The organism is Roseovarius aquimarinus, assembly GCF_043661195.1.
GTDB lineage: Bacteria > Pseudomonadota > Alphaproteobacteria > Rhodobacterales > Rhodobacteraceae > Roseovarius > Roseovarius aquimarinus.
Map to the genome: position 1 here is coordinate 173221 of NZ_JBIHMM010000003.1, position 12891 is coordinate 186111.

The following is a 12891-nucleotide window of genomic DNA, read 5'->3' on the forward strand; positions in this document are numbered from 1 at the left end:
GGCCTGATCCACAGACGAGCTTGGGCAAGCGAAGCACTTATGGACCGCATGAAACTTCAGGACTGGACACTCGGAACGGGAGACGACGACAGCGACGCGTCGGTCGTCGTCGCGACGCGTCCCAAGACGCAGCGCCCGCCCCTCTACAAGGTTCTTCTGCTCAACGACGATTACACCCCGATGGAATTCGTGGTCGCCGTGCTCGAGCGCTTCTTCGGTCTGAGCAGCGCCCAGAGCTTCGAGATCATGCTGACCGTCCACAAGAAGGGCGTCGCGGTCGTCGGTGTCTTCAGCCACGAAATAGCCGAGACCAAGGTGGCGCAGGTGATGGATTTCGCGCGCAAGCACCAGCACCCGCTGCAATGCACGATGGAACGGGAATAAACTGCATGACAGGCATCCGATTGTCCTTGGCGCTGGAGGGCGGCGGCCTTGTTTTGCCCGATGGCGCCCGCATCGCCGTTTTCGCCCCGACCGTGGACAGCGATCTGTCGGCCCTGCCGCGCGATCTGTGCCACGTCATCACCGGCACCAAACCCGATAGCGACTATTTCGAGGCGCTCGGCTACGCCTGCAACACCGCGCCCGAGGGGCGGTACGGCGCTGCGCTGGTCTGCATGCCCCGTGCCAAGGACCGCGCCCGCGCGCTGATCGCCGAGGCGGCGGACGTGACCGATGGGCCGGTGATCGTCGACGGGCAGAAGACGGACGGGATCGAATCGGCGATGAAGGCCTGTCGCAAGCAGGCCGATGGCGTCTCGGGACCGATTAACAAGGCGCATGGCAAGCTTTTCTGGATGGACCCCGCGCCCGAGCTGCCGGGCTGGCGCGCGGGCGCGCCCGCCGAGATCGAGGGCGGCTTCGTGACCGCGCCGGGCGTCTTTTCCGCCGATGGGATCGATCCGGCCTCGCAGGCCCTCGCCGAAGCATTGCCTGAAACGCTGGGCGCGCATGTGATCGATCTGGGCGCGGGCTGGGGCTATCTGACCCACCGCGCGCTCGAGCGGGAAGCGATCGCACGGATCGACGCGGTCGAGGCCGATCACGTGGCACTCGCCTGCGCGCGGCGGAACGTGGCCGATGCGCGCGCGCAATTCCATTGGGAAGACGCGCTGCGCTGGCGCCCGGACGCGCTTGCCGACGCCGTGCTGATGAACCCGCCCTTTCATACCGCCCGCAAGGCCGACCCCGCACTCGGCCGCGCCTTCATCGCCGCCGCCGCCGAGATGCTGAAGCCCTCGGGCCAGCTCTGGATGGTGGCCAATCGGCACCTGCCCTACGAGCAGACGCTGGCGGGCCTTTTCGCCGATGTCTCGGAACTGCCCGGCGGCGACACCCGCTTCAAGCTGCTTCACGCCCGCCGCCCCATGCGCAAGACGCGCAAGGCGTAATCCCCTCACAAGGACGATCTCACTATGTCATTTTCGGTATCCGGCAAGACGGCCATCGTCACCGGCGGCGCCAACGGCATCGGTCTGGCCATCGGCCGCCACCTCGCGGACAAGGGGGCGAACGTGATGTTCGCCGACATGGAGGAGGACACGCTGGTCGAACAGCTGGGCGACAAGCCCGAGGACGGCCCGATCCGCTATTTCGCCGGCGATCTGCGCGAGAAGCTGACGCTGGCTAACCTCCTTTCCGCCACCATCGACGCGTTCGATTCGATCGACATTCTCGTCAACGCGTCGCGGCAGGTCGTGACGTCCGATCCGCTCAACCCCGATGACGATGCGGTGGAGCTGCTGCTCGAGCAGAACCTGATGACGGCCCTGCGCCTCAGCCAGCTCGTTTCCAAGCGCATGATCAAGCAATCCGAAGGGCAGGACACGCCCCAAGGCGGCACGATCATCAACCTTTCCTCCATCGCGACCGGACGCGCGCATCCCGATCTGCTGGCCTACGGCATATCCTCGGCGGCGATCGACCAGATGACGCGCTCGCTCGCCGTGACGTTGGCGCCGCACCGGATCCGCGTCAACGCGCTTGCCTTCGGTTCGGTCATGAGTCGATCCTTGCAGGAGACGCTGAAGGATCACGATGAATACCGCTCCGATATCGAGCAGCATACGCCGCTGGGCCGGATCGCCGCCTGCAACGAACTGGTCGAGGCGGTGCAGTTTCTGGCGAGCGACGGCGCGGGGTTCATGACCGGCCAGATCATGACGCTGGATGGCGGACGCTCGCTCGTCGATCCGGTGACGGCGCCGGCGCATTAGGCGAAACGGAAAGGGACAGGCATGAGCGACGATTTCACCACCGAGAAGCGCCGCGCCGCCGCGTGGTTCCGCAGCTTGCGAGACGAGATCGTCGCCGCCTTCGAAGAGCTTGAGGACAGCCACGATACCGGGCCCTTGGCCGATGCCGCGCCTGGCCGCTTCGAAGTGAGCGAAACGCGCCGCAGCGCCGAGGATGGCAGCGACGCGGGCGGCGGCCTGATGAGCGTGATGCGCGGCGGGCGCGTTTTCGAGAAGGTCGGCGTCAACGTTTCCGAAGTCTACGGCCAGCTCGGCGAGGCCGCGCAGAAGGCGATGGCCGCGCGCGGCGTGCCGGGCATGGAGAGCGATCCCAGCTTCTGGGCGAGCGGCATCAGCCTTGTCGCGCATATGCAGAACCCGCATTGCCCGGCGGTGCATATGAACACGCGCATGTTCTGGACCCCGCACGCCTGGTGGTTCGGCGGCGGCTCGGACCTCAACCCCTGCATCGAATACGCCGAGGACACGGAGCATTTTCACGGCCAGCAGCGCGCGCATCTCGATCCGCATGGCGGCGATCTCTACCCCCGGCTCAAGGAGTGGGCGGACGAGTATTTCTATATCCCGCATCGCGGCCGTGCGCGCGGTGTTGGCGGCATTTTCATGGACGACCGCAACACCGGCGATTGGGAGGCGGATTTCGCGCTGACGCAGGATATCGGCCGCGCCTTCCTGCCCGCCTTTCTGCCGCTCGTCGAAAAGCGGCGCGTTCAGGACTGGAGCGAGGCCGACAAGGAAGCGCAGCTCGTGCATCGCGGCCTCTATGCGGAATACAACCTCGTCTATGACCGCGGCACGAAATTCGGCCTCGCCACCGGGCACGATGCGAATGCGGTGCTCATGTCTCTGCCGCCTCTGGCCAAGTGGATCTGACGCCGCTCAGGGCATGACGAGATCGACCCAGACGATGCGGTGCCGGCTCGCCGCCGCGACGAGCGCGGCCAACTCTCCCTCCTCGGGCCAAACGACGCCCGATCCGGTCACCCGCCAATCCCGCGAGGGCAGAACGTAGCTGACCCGCATCTTGGGCGGCTCCACATTCGGCCAATGCACCGTCGCCTCGCGCGGCAACCCGCTCGGGCGCAGGGGACGCACGTCGCGCAGGCGTGGATCGGCCAGCAGCGCGCGGATGCCGTCCTTGATCCCCTCGCTGCGGTTCGGATCCTGATTGGCATGCCCCATCAGCACGAAGCGCCGCTCGGGCGCGGCACCGAAGCGCCTGTCGAGGAAGTGGGACCAGAAGCGAAGCTGATCGTGGTTGCGTCGCCCGTTCCGATCCTCCGGGCCATCGAAGACCGGAGGGCTTGCATGAAACGCCAGCACCGTCACCGCCCCTTCGGGATGGAGAACCGGGACCGCCCATTGCCCGACATCCGCGAGCGGCAGGAGCGCGAGCGTCTCGGCATCGAAATAGGGCGCGCCCTCCAACTCGGGCAAGAGCGCGCCGGGAAGATCGCGCCAGAGCAGATCGCTCATGTCGCGCGCGCCGTCGCTGTCGATCGGCCAGCGCGACAGGAGGGCCATGCCGCCCTGTCCCAGAAAGGCGCCGTGCCCCAGCGCATCCTCCGGCTCGCCCAAGCGCCCGTCGCGGTCGAGATCGCGGCCAGACTGCCGCCCCGAATTCGGCGCGCGCGCGAAGATGTGCGGATAGACCAGCCCCGCCGCCGCGATGCGCCCCCGCAGCGCATCGAGGGCCAGCAGGTCCAGATCGAAATCGACATTCTGCAAAAGGATCACATCAGCCCGCGTTTGCGCGATCACGCGCGCCGCGGCCTCCACCTGATCGTCGCCGCGCAGGATGTCGCGCAAGAGAAGGCCAGGGCCATCGCGGGCAAGATCCGCGTTGAACGTGGCGAAGCGCATCGTCGCGCCCCAAGCGGGCGCGGTGCCGATCATCCACAGGATGCCGAGCAGGATCAGACCGCCTGCAACGACTCCTCGGCCTGCGCATAAGCGCGCCGCCGCTTGGCCGAAATGAGCTCGGCCACGCGATGCATCGCGATGCCGCGCATCACCAGACTGGCAGGAAGAAAGGCCCATCCCGAAATCACCCAGATCATCGTCTGGTCGGGCAACACCGAATGCGTGTTGAGCGCACCTTGCATGATCGCCACGACCACCGGGAGCAAGAATGGCAGAACGAAACCTAAGGAAATGTTAATGACAGCTTCCTTCTGGAGCTTCTGCACCACGTCGCTGCCGCGCGTCGGATCGAAAAGCGGCAGGTTCATCCAGACGTTGAACGCGCCGCGCCGCACCGGCCAGCCGAGAAACCGCACGATCAGGAGAAAGAGCACGATGATGAAAAGCGAGCCGCCATAGGCCAGCCCTGCCGCGATCCGCACGAAATCGACCGTGCGCTCGGAGGCATCGAGCGGCAGCAGCAGCATGATCTGCCGCACCGGCGAATAGGGGAAGTCCAGCAGATTGCCCACGCCGCGCCCCAGATCGGCAAGCAGGATGGCGAGCGAGCCGGGATCCGAGCCGCCGCGCGCGATGAGCGACAGCACGACGATCACGATCGCCAGCGAGATGAACTTGATGCGGTTGTAGGGCGCGGCATAACGGAATTCGAGAATGCTGGGCGAATGGGCGACATACTCGGCGAAGACGAGAATGCCCGCCACGAAGGCGATCAGCAGAATGATCTGATTGCCTTCCTGCGCGCCGTGATCCGCCATCAGCGATGGTAGGGCGATCAGAACAGCCACCGATAAGGCGCGCAAGGCGGCGCCTGCGACATGTGATACCACAACCCGTTCCCTTCAACTTGGCCTGCCGCGATACGATGCCGCGACGTTGTCCCAACTTGATCCCGCTCATTATGGCGGTTTGCCTCAATAACGCCTTGGTCTTGCCTCATTTTAGGTTGGCGCTCAAGAATTCATGCCGCCTTTCCGTATGCTTGGCGACATGAGTTAAAGTAGTGATGCGCGATTGCATCAATTTTGAGGGCGGAAAACGGCAGGAAATGTGCGCGCCACAAAATATTGTGGCGCGCGTATCTGATCGTCTAGGAGCGGTCGGTCAGACCCAGGGGCGCTGGGCGCTCGCCTTGGCCTCGAAGCTGTCGATCGCCGCGGCCTTCTCCATGGTCAAGCCGATATCGTCCAGTCCTTCGAGCAGGCAATGCTTCTTGAAGGCGTCGATTTCGAAGGCGATGGACTCGCCTTCGGAGGTGGTCACGGTCTGCGCCTCGAGATCGACCTCGATCCGCGCATTCGCGCCTTTCTGCGCCTCGGCCATCAGCACATCCACCTGCTCTTGCGGCAGGGCGATGGGCAGGATGCCGTTCTTGAAGCAGTTGTTGTAGAAGATATCGGCGAAGCTGGGCGCAATGACGCAGCGGATGCCGAAATCCTTGATCGCCCAGGGCGCATGCTCGCGGCTGGAGCCGCAGCCGAAATTGTCGCCCGCGATCAGGATCTCTGCCTCGCGATAGGCGGGCTTGTTCAGCACGAAATCGGGGATCTCCCTGCCGTCATCGTCATAGCGCATCTCGTCGAAGAGATTGACGCCGAGGCCCGAGCGCTTGATCGTCTTGAGGAACTGCTTGGGGATGATCATGTCGGTGTCGATATTGATCATCGGCATGGGCGCCGCGATCCCGCTGATCTTGGTGAATTTTTCCATCGGTCTATCCTTTTGTCGGGTGCCGCCTGCCGGAACCGGCACTCGGCGGCGGGCGTTCATCTGCGAAGCACCCAGAGAGGAAACATCATGTCATATAGCGAAGGCACGAAAGTGGAGTGGGACTGGGGCAACGGCACCGGGACCGGCGAGGTGACCAAGGTCTATACCCAGAAGATCACGCTCAAGATCGACGGCACCGAAGTGACGCGCGACGCGTCCGAGGACGAGCCCGCCTACCGCATCGAGCAGGATGACGGTGACGAGGTTCTCAAATCGCACAGCGAGCTGCGCAAGTCCTGAGGGCGCGCCGCGGCCCATCACATCATCTCGCGCACATCGGTGAGGCGGCCGGTGATCGCCGCCGCCGCCGCCATCGCGGGGCTCATCAGATGCGTGCGTCCGCCGCGCCCCTGACGGCCCTCGAAATTGCGGTTCGACGTGGCGGCGCAGCGCTCGCCCGGCGAAAGCTGATCGGGGTTCATCGCAAGGCACATCGAACAGCCCGCGAGGCGCCACTCGAAACCGGCCTCCTTGAAGATGTCCGCAAGGCCCTCTTCCTCGGCCTGCGCCCGCACGAGGCCCGAGCCGGGCACGATCATGGCGCGCAGACCGTCCTTGATCTTCTTGCCCTTTAGGATCGCGGCAGCGGCCCGCAGATCCTCGATCCGGCCATTGGTGCAGGAGCCGATGAAAACGGTGTCGATCTCGACCTCGTTCAGCGGCGTTCCGGCCGTGAGGCCCATGTATTCCAACGCGCGCTTGGCCGCATCGACCTTGCCGCCCGCGAAATCCTCGGGGCTGGGCACCTTGGCCGTGATCGGCAGAACATCCTCGGGGCTGGTGCCCCAAGTCACGACCGGCGCGATATCCTCGCCCTTTAGCGTGACGACCTTGTCCCAATGCGCGTCGTCGTCCGAATAGAGCGTCTTCCACCAGGCGAGCGCGGCTTCCCACTGCGCGCCCTTCGGCGCATGGGGGCGGCCCATGCAATACTCGAACGTCTTTTCGTCCGGCGCGATCAGGCCCGCCCGCGCGCCGCCCTCGATGGCCATGTTGCAGACTGTCATGCGCCCTTCCATGGAAAGATCGCGAATGGCCTCGCCGCAATATTCGATGACATAGCCGGTGCCGCCCGCCGTGCCGGTCTCGCCGATGACGCTGAGGGTGATATCCTTGGCGGTCACGCCGGGGCTGAGCTTGCCGGTGATCTCGACCTTCATGTTCTTGCCCTTGCGCTGGATCAGCGTCTGCGTTGCAAGGACGTGCTCGACCTCGGAGGTGCCGATGCCATGCGCCAGCGCCCCGAAAGCGCCATGCGTCGCGGTATGGCTGTCGCCGCAGACCACGGTCATGCCGGGGAGGGTCCAGCCCTGCTCGGGGCCGACGATATGCACGATGCCCTGCCGCACGTCCGAGACGGGATAGTAATGGATGCCGAAATCCGCGGCGTTCTTGTCGAGCGCCTCGACCTGGATCTTGCTCTCGGGATTCTCGATCCCCTTGGCACGGTCGAGCGTCGTCGGCACGTTGTGATCCGGCACGGCGATCGTCTTGTCCGGCGCGCGCACGGTGCGCCCTGTCATGCGCAGACCCTCGAAGGCCTGCGGGCTCGTCACCTCGTGAACGAGGTGGCGGTCGATATAAAGAAGGCAGGTGCCATCCTCGGCTTCGTGCACGAGATGCGCATCCCAGATCTTGTCATAAAGCGTCTTGGGGGACATCGGTCCTCTCCCATATGTTTCGAAATGTGTAGGTCGCGGGCAGGCAGATGCCTGTCATAGGTGCGCAAGCACGGACAGGGACGCGCCGAAGAACCGCCAGGGCAGGCGCGAGCGATCGTCCATGTCGATAATCTTTTTCATGCCGCCGGAATACTACCTGCGCCTGCGTCTCGCAAGAGCGCCGATCTCAGGGCGGCCCGCCCGCCGCCGGCGGATGATGCCTTCGGCGAGGATATTTTCAGCAAGAAGAACGGGGGGGGGGGGCGCTGTGCGTCGGCTTTGTCCCGGTGGCAGATGCCCAACCCCCGGGCGGCTCAATCGGGCGCCAGCATGTACCCTTCGCCGCGCACGGTTTGCAGGTAACGGGGCTGTTTCGGGTCCGCCTCGATCTTGCGCCGAAGCCGGGTGATCTGCACGTCGATGGCGCGCTCCTGCGCCTGCCCCCGGTCGCGCCCCAGATCCTCGACCAGTTTCGAGCGCGTGACGGGCTGGCGCAGGCTTTGGGAAAAGATGCGCATGAGCTGGGTTTCGGTAGCTGTCAGGCGGATCGGCTCGCCGCCCTTCGTCAGCTCGGCGCGCTCCATGTCGTAGCGCACGGGGCCGAGCGAGAGCACCTTGGGCGCCGCGCCATCGACCTCGGGTTCGGGCATGCGGCGCAGGATCGCGTTGATGCGCAAGAGCAGCTCCTTCGGCTCGAACGGCTTGGGAAGGTAATCGTCCGCCCCCGCCTCGAGCCCGCTGATGCGGTCCTCGGTCTCGCCGCGGGCGGTGAGCAGCAGGATCGGGGTGGCGAGCGTCTTGCGCAGGGCACGGGTGAGCGCGACGCCGTCCTCGCCGGGCATCATGACGTCCATGACGATGAGGTCGAACTCCAGCCCGCCGAGCACGCGGCGCGCATGTGCGGCATCGCGCGCGACCGAGACCAGAAAGCCGTACCGCGCGAGGAATTTGCGCAAAAGGCCGCGAATGCGCTCGTCATCGTCGACGATCAGGAGGTGGGGGGCCGGATCGCTCATGACTGCGTGCCTTTCAGTGTTTGGTAGCGGCGGCGCATCTCGGGATCCATCATGGCTTCGAGCACCTGCCGAAAGCCCGCCACGGCGCCCGGACCCGCCGCACGGTAGGCCGCGCGCATCCGGGCGCGCTGTGCATCGCTCAGCTTCCGCTCGAGCGCGGCGCCCTCGGCGGTCAGATAGAGATTGCGCTCGCGCTTGTCGGACTTGCCGACGCGGCTGGCTACCAGCCCGTCCTCGACCAAGGTGCGCAGCACGCGGTTCAGCGATTGCTTGGTCACGCCCAGGATGCCGAGCAGGTTCGTCACGGTCGTGCCGGGCTTGCGCGCGATGAAATGGATCGCGCGGTGATGGGCGCGCCCATAGGCCATGGTTCCGAGGATGCGGTCGGGATCGGCGGTGAAGCCTTGATAGGCGAAGAACATCGCCTCGATCCCCTGCTGGAGCTGTTCGTCGGTCAGAAAGAGCAGCGCTTCGCCGCCTTGCGCCTCTGCCATGTGGTCCGTCCCCCGCTTCTTGAAATTAACTTACGTCAGCTTTGTTGACTTTCCAAGTTTCAACTGGTAGCGAATCTCAGTTTTTGCGCAATATTACGTCCGTTTCGGTCGCATCTGGCGCAACTAATGCAAAGATCGCACCTTGGAGGGCATGAGATGGCTGGATATGACGACCGCGACGGCAAGATCTGGATGGACGGCAGAATGGTCGATTGGCGCGAGGCCAATGTCCATATCCTGACCCATGCGATGCATTACGCAAGCTCGGTCTTCGAGGGCGAGCGCGCCTATAACGGCAAGATCTTCAAGAGCCGCGCGCATTCCGAGCGTCTGCATTTCTCCGCGGGCGAGCTCGATTTCGAGATCCCCTTTACGGTCGATCAGATCGAGGCCGCCAAGGCCGATGTGCTGAAGGAAGCGGGCCTAAAGGACGCCTATGTGCGCGCGATCGCGTGGCGCGGCGCGGGCCCCGACATGGGCGTCGCCAGCGCGCGCAACCCCGTCCATCTGGCGATCGCGGCGTGGGAATGGGGCGCCTATTACGGCGATGCCAAGATGAAGGGCGCCAAGCTCGACATCTCCAAGTGGAAGCGCCCCAGCCCCGAGACGATCCCCGTTCATGCCAAGGCCGCCGGTCTTTACATGATCTGCACCACGTCGAAGCATGCCGCCGAGGCAAAAGGCTGCTCGGATGCGCTCTTCATGGATTATCGCGGCTATGTCGCCGAGGCGACGGGGGCCAACATCTTCTTCGTGAAAGATGGCGAGGTGCACACGCCGCTGGCCGATTGCTTCCTCAACGGCCTGACGCGCCAGACGGTGATCGGTCTTCTCAAGGAGAAGGGCATCGCGGTGCACGAGCGGCACATCATGCCGGACGAAATGGAAGGCTTCGAGCAATGCTGGCTGACCGGCACCGCCGCCGAGGTGACGCCCGTCGGCCAGATCGGCGACTTCCGCTTCGAGGTGGGCGCGCTCACGCGGGACATCGCGGAGACCTATGAGAAGCTGGTGCGCAGCTGAGGCTGCGCGACCGACACGAATGACAAAGGGCGCTCCGAGGAGCGCCCTTTTTTGTTACCCCGGCGACATGCCTCGCAATCTCTCCGAGCGCCGCCTGAGCAGCTCGACCGTTGTCAGCAGCAGGATCGAGATGCAGACGAGGATCGTCGCCACGGCGAGGATGGTGGGCGAGATCTGCTCGCGCAGGCCGGTGAACATCTGCCACGGCAGGGTCTTCTGCGAGGCGGAGCCGACGAAGAGCACGACGACCACCTCGTCGAAAGACGTGATGAAGGCGAAAAGGCCCCCCGAGATGACGCCCGGCAGGATCAGCGGCATCTGCACGCGGAAGAAGGTCGTCACCGGGTTCGCGCCCATATTCGCCGCCGCGCGGGTCAGCGAGCGGTCGAAGCCCACGAGCGTCGCCGTCACGGTGATGATGACGAAGGGAATGCCCAGCACCGCATGCGCGAGGATGACCTTGATGTAGCCGACGAGGTTCTTGTCGAGGCCCATCGTGCCTTCCATGAAGTTGCCGATCTTCGAGTAGAAGAAGAACATGCCCGTGGCCGAGATGATGAGCGGCACGATCATCGGCGAGATCAGGATGGCCATGATGGCGCGGCGGAAAGGCACGTGGGACTGCGAAAGTCCGATCGCGGCCAGTGTGCCGAGGCTGACCGAGATGATCGTCGCGATGGGCGCGATGATCAGCGAGTTCTTGAAGCTCCGCTGCCACTCGTTGTTGGTGAAGAAGTCGCGGTAATGCTTGAGCGAATATCCCTCGGGATCGAAGCTGAGCATCTCGGGCGTGAAGGTGAAGAAGTTCTCGGCGTTAAACGACAGCGGAATCACCACGAGGATCGGCGTGATGAGGAAGATGAAGATCAGCGCACAGATCACGCGGAAACTGTAGTACCAGACGCGCTGGCCGAACGTGGCGTAGATAGGAAGGCTCATGTCGGTTACCCCAGTTTCACGTTGTCGATGCCGACGATCTTGTCATAGCACCAGTAGAGCAGCAGCACGACGGCGAGCAGGATGGTGCCCAGCGCTGCCGCGAGACCCCAGTTCAGGCTCGACGAGATGTGATAGGCGATCCGGTTCGAGATGAAGACGCCCTTGGTGCCGCCGACGATCTCGGGCGTGATGTAATATCCGATGGCGAGGATGAAGACGAGGATCGAGCCCGCGCCGATGCCCGGCACGGATTGCGGGAAATAGACCCGCCAGAAGGCCGTCCAGTTGGTCGCGCCCAATGATTTCGCGGCGCGCAGGTAGCTGGGGTTGATCGTCTGCATCACCGAATACATCGGCAGGATCATGAAGGGCAGCAGGATATGCGTCATCGCGATGATCGTACCGAACTGGTTGTTGATCATGATGAGGCGGTTTTCATCCGCGACGAGACCGGCCCAGACCAGCACGTCGTTGATGACGCCCTGTTGTTGCAGCATCACCTTCCAGGCCGAGGTCCGCACCAGAAGCGATGTCCAGAAGGGCAGCAGGACGAGGATCATCAGCACGTTCGCCTGACGCATCGGCAGGTTCGACAGAAGCCACGCGACGGGATAGCCGAGCAGGATGCACGCGCCCATGATCGTCAGCGACATGAAGAGCGTGCGGATGAAAAGCTGGATCAGCACGCGGGTGTTCTCGGGCTGGACCGTGATCCCCTCGGGCGTCTTCTGCATGTCGATCGCGTTGAGGAAATAGCCTGCCGTATAGGCACCGCTATGCGTTTGGATCACGCGCCATGTCTCGAGCGTCGTCCAATCCTCGTCGATATCGGCAAAGATCGCGCGGTAATCGGGCGGAGTGAGGCCCGCATTAGCAAGCGTGGCGAGCGCATCCTTGTGCGGGCCGTTATAGGCGGCAAGGCGGTCGGCGAAGCCGGGGCTCGTGACGTCGTCGAGAAGGGCGATATAGACCGTCTCGACCGGCTTCGTCTCGGCCACGATCTTGTCGTCGATGAGGCCCGTGATCACGCCGAAGGCTGTGTAGGCGCGCGTCGCGGTCGGCAGAAGCTCGGACGCGGCGAGCGACGGGCTGAAATTCATCTCGCCCTTGGGCTGCTCGTCCGCCATGTAGCGGATGCGCTTTTGCTGGGTGTAGAGCAAATCGTCGTCTACGGCGACGCCCTCGGACGCGTTGAAGATCTCGTAATAGATCTCGCGCTCGCCCCAGCGGGGATCGACCTCCTCGAGCAGGTCCTGAGCGTCCTTGCCGGGATCGTCCATCTTGCGGCCCGCCTGGCGGAAGAGCGACGACATCCCGCTGGCCTCGTAATTGAGGCGCGAGCCGAGGCGGGTGTGGCGCTTCATCTCATCGGCGAGAAAGAGATCGTAATACATCGCGCGGAAGACGTTCTCGCCGGGAAGCTCGTCACCGGCGCCGTCCCATTCGGACAGCTCCTCGACGGTATAGGGCAGAGTATCCTCGACGATCTGGTTCTCGACCGACCGGAAGAGCATGTCGCCGATGGGCAGGATGAAGGAAATGAGCACGAAGACGAGAAGCGGCGCGATCAGTGCCAGCGCGCGCATCTTCTGCACACGGAGGGCCTTGGCGAGGCTGCGCTTGAGCGGCGTTCCATCTGCGGCCAGCATCGGGCCGCTCTTCTCGCTGCGCGCGATCTTCATCCCGTCATCGGGCGTCGGACCGGTCTTGGCTGTGGTTGCGTCGCTCATTTAAGGCCCCTTCGACCCGGGCAGTCGTCGTCGCGGCGTGCCTCGGAAAATTCTCGGACGATGAAGGCCTTGGGCGGCTG

13 protein-coding genes and 1 pseudogene are annotated in these 12891 nt (G+C 64.3%); 6 read left to right on the forward strand and 8 right to left on the reverse strand.

All coding sequences use genetic code 11. The annotated features are described in order from the left end of the window. Positions 1 to 48: 48 nt before the first annotated feature. Genes clpS through hemF form a run of 4 tightly spaced genes read left to right on the forward strand, consistent with a single transcriptional unit; the run spans position 49 to position 3128 of the window. Positions 49 to 384 carry an ATP-dependent Clp protease adapter ClpS gene (clpS, locus tag ACGRVM_RS11445; RefSeq protein WP_377172455.1) on the forward strand — a complete coding sequence of 112 codons (336 nt, stop codon included), beginning with the start codon at positions 49 to 51 and terminating at the stop codon, positions 382 to 384. Between the two features lie 5 nt (positions 385 to 389). Continuing rightward, entirely contained in the window at positions 390 to 1391 is a 1002-nt protein-coding gene (locus ACGRVM_RS11450; protein WP_377171733.1) for a class I SAM-dependent methyltransferase, read from the forward strand. Positions 1392 to 1415: 24 nt separating this feature from the next. Further along, the gene (locus ACGRVM_RS11455; protein WP_377171735.1) at positions 1416 to 2216 is read left to right on the forward strand and encodes an SDR family NAD(P)-dependent oxidoreductase; all 801 of its coding nucleotides are present in this window, start codon (positions 1416 to 1418) and stop codon (positions 2214 to 2216) included. Between the two features lie 21 nt (positions 2217 to 2237). Further along, a complete protein-coding gene (gene hemF, locus ACGRVM_RS11460; protein WP_377171737.1) occupies positions 2238 to 3128 on the forward strand; it encodes an oxygen-dependent coproporphyrinogen oxidase in 891 nt (296 codons plus the stop codon). A gap of 6 nt (positions 3129 to 3134) precedes the next feature. Here the strand turns inward: hemF and ACGRVM_RS11465 are convergent, their stop codons facing one another. The 3 genes from ACGRVM_RS11465 to leuD all read right to left on the reverse strand — a co-directional run bounded on the left by ACGRVM_RS11465 (position 3135) and on the right by leuD (position 5888). Further along, positions 3135 to 4151: an endonuclease/exonuclease/phosphatase family protein gene (locus ACGRVM_RS11465; protein WP_377171739.1), complete on the reverse strand. Its 1017-nt coding sequence runs from the start codon at positions 4149 to 4151 to the stop codon at positions 3135 to 3137. A 20-nt stretch (positions 4152 to 4171) separates the two neighbouring features. Then, positions 4172 to 4966: a hypothetical protein gene (locus tag ACGRVM_RS11470; protein ID WP_377171741.1), complete on the reverse strand. Its 795-nt coding sequence runs from the start codon at positions 4964 to 4966 to the stop codon at positions 4172 to 4174. Positions 4967 to 5282: 316 nt separating this feature from the next. Beyond that, positions 5283 to 5888, reverse strand: coding sequence for a 3-isopropylmalate dehydratase small subunit (leuD, locus tag ACGRVM_RS11475; protein ID WP_377171743.1), 606 nt, complete (start codon positions 5886 to 5888; stop codon positions 5283 to 5285). Positions 5889 to 5975: 87 nt separating this feature from the next. Here leuD and ACGRVM_RS11480 point away from each other — a divergent pair, with 87 nt between their 5' ends. Beyond that, positions 5976 to 6188, forward strand: a complete 213-nt coding sequence (locus ACGRVM_RS11480; RefSeq protein ID WP_377171745.1) for a hypervirulence associated TUDOR domain-containing protein — start codon at positions 5976 to 5978, stop codon at positions 6186 to 6188. 17 nt (positions 6189 to 6205) lie between these two features. Here ACGRVM_RS11480 and leuC read toward each other — a convergent pair whose 3' ends face one another. The 3 genes from leuC to ACGRVM_RS11495 all read right to left on the reverse strand — a co-directional run bounded on the left by leuC (position 6206) and on the right by ACGRVM_RS11495 (position 9119). Continuing rightward, positions 6206 to 7609: a 3-isopropylmalate dehydratase large subunit gene (gene leuC, locus ACGRVM_RS11485; RefSeq protein WP_377171747.1), complete on the reverse strand. Its 1404-nt coding sequence runs from the start codon at positions 7607 to 7609 to the stop codon at positions 6206 to 6208. Positions 7610 to 7923: 314 nt separating this feature from the next. Continuing rightward, positions 7924 to 8625 carry a response regulator gene (locus ACGRVM_RS11490; RefSeq protein WP_377171749.1) on the reverse strand — a complete coding sequence of 234 codons (702 nt, stop codon included), beginning with the start codon at positions 8623 to 8625 and terminating at the stop codon, positions 7924 to 7926. Beyond that, positions 8622 to 9119: a MarR family winged helix-turn-helix transcriptional regulator gene (locus tag ACGRVM_RS11495; protein WP_377171751.1), complete on the reverse strand. Its 498-nt coding sequence runs from the start codon at positions 9117 to 9119 to the stop codon at positions 8622 to 8624. Before ACGRVM_RS11495 ends, ACGRVM_RS11490 begins: the two co-directional genes overlap by 4 nt. Positions 9120 to 9275: 156 nt before the next feature. Between ACGRVM_RS11495 and ACGRVM_RS11500 the strand changes: the two genes are divergently transcribed. Further along, complete coding sequence (locus ACGRVM_RS11500) at positions 9276 to 10142, forward strand: branched-chain amino acid aminotransferase (RefSeq protein WP_377171753.1); 867 nt, start codon at positions 9276 to 9278, stop codon at positions 10140 to 10142. Between the two features lie 54 nt (positions 10143 to 10196). Here the strand turns inward: ACGRVM_RS11500 and ACGRVM_RS11505 are convergent. Continuing rightward, positions 10197 to 11072: pseudogene (locus ACGRVM_RS11505) on the reverse strand (ABC transporter permease); the annotation flags it as partial. Positions 11073 to 11086: 14 nt separating this feature from the next. Then, complete coding sequence (locus ACGRVM_RS11510; RefSeq protein WP_377171755.1) at positions 11087 to 12811, reverse strand: ABC transporter permease; 1725 nt, start codon at positions 12809 to 12811, stop codon at positions 11087 to 11089. Positions 12812 to 12891: the final 80 nt, after the last annotated feature.

Bases quoted from the DNA above. Each gene is read 5' to 3' on its own strand.
- ACGRVM_RS11450 (WP_377171733.1), top strand. From the start codon at position 390: ATGACAGGCATCCGATTGTCCTTGGCGCTGGAGGGCGGCGGCCTTGTT.
- leuD (WP_377171743.1), bottom strand. From the start codon at position 5,888: ATGGAAAAATTCACCAAGATCAGCGGGATCGCGGCGCCCATGCCGATG.
- clpS (WP_377172455.1), top strand. From the start codon at position 49: ATGAAACTTCAGGACTGGACACTCGGAACGGGAGACGACGACAGCGAC.
- ACGRVM_RS11490 (WP_377171749.1), bottom strand. From the start codon at position 8,625: ATGAGCGATCCGGCCCCCCACCTCCTGATCGTCGACGATGACGAGCGC.
- ACGRVM_RS11455 (WP_377171735.1), top strand. From the start codon at position 1,416: ATGTCATTTTCGGTATCCGGCAAGACGGCCATCGTCACCGGCGGCGCC.
- hemF (WP_377171737.1), top strand. From the start codon at position 2,238: ATGAGCGACGATTTCACCACCGAGAAGCGCCGCGCCGCCGCGTGGTTC.
- ACGRVM_RS11510 (WP_377171755.1), bottom strand. From the start codon at position 12,811: ATGAGCGACGCAACCACAGCCAAGACCGGTCCGACGCCCGATGACGGG.
- ACGRVM_RS11495 (WP_377171751.1), bottom strand. From the start codon at position 9,119: ATGGCAGAGGCGCAAGGCGGCGAAGCGCTGCTCTTTCTGACCGACGAA.
- ACGRVM_RS11480 (WP_377171745.1), top strand. From the start codon at position 5,976: ATGTCATATAGCGAAGGCACGAAAGTGGAGTGGGACTGGGGCAACGGC.
- leuC (WP_377171747.1), bottom strand. From the start codon at position 7,609: ATGTCCCCCAAGACGCTTTATGACAAGATCTGGGATGCGCATCTCGTG.
- ACGRVM_RS11500 (WP_377171753.1), top strand. From the start codon at position 9,276: ATGGCTGGATATGACGACCGCGACGGCAAGATCTGGATGGACGGCAGA.
- ACGRVM_RS11465 (WP_377171739.1), bottom strand. From the start codon at position 4,151: ATGATCGGCACCGCGCCCGCTTGGGGCGCGACGATGCGCTTCGCCACG.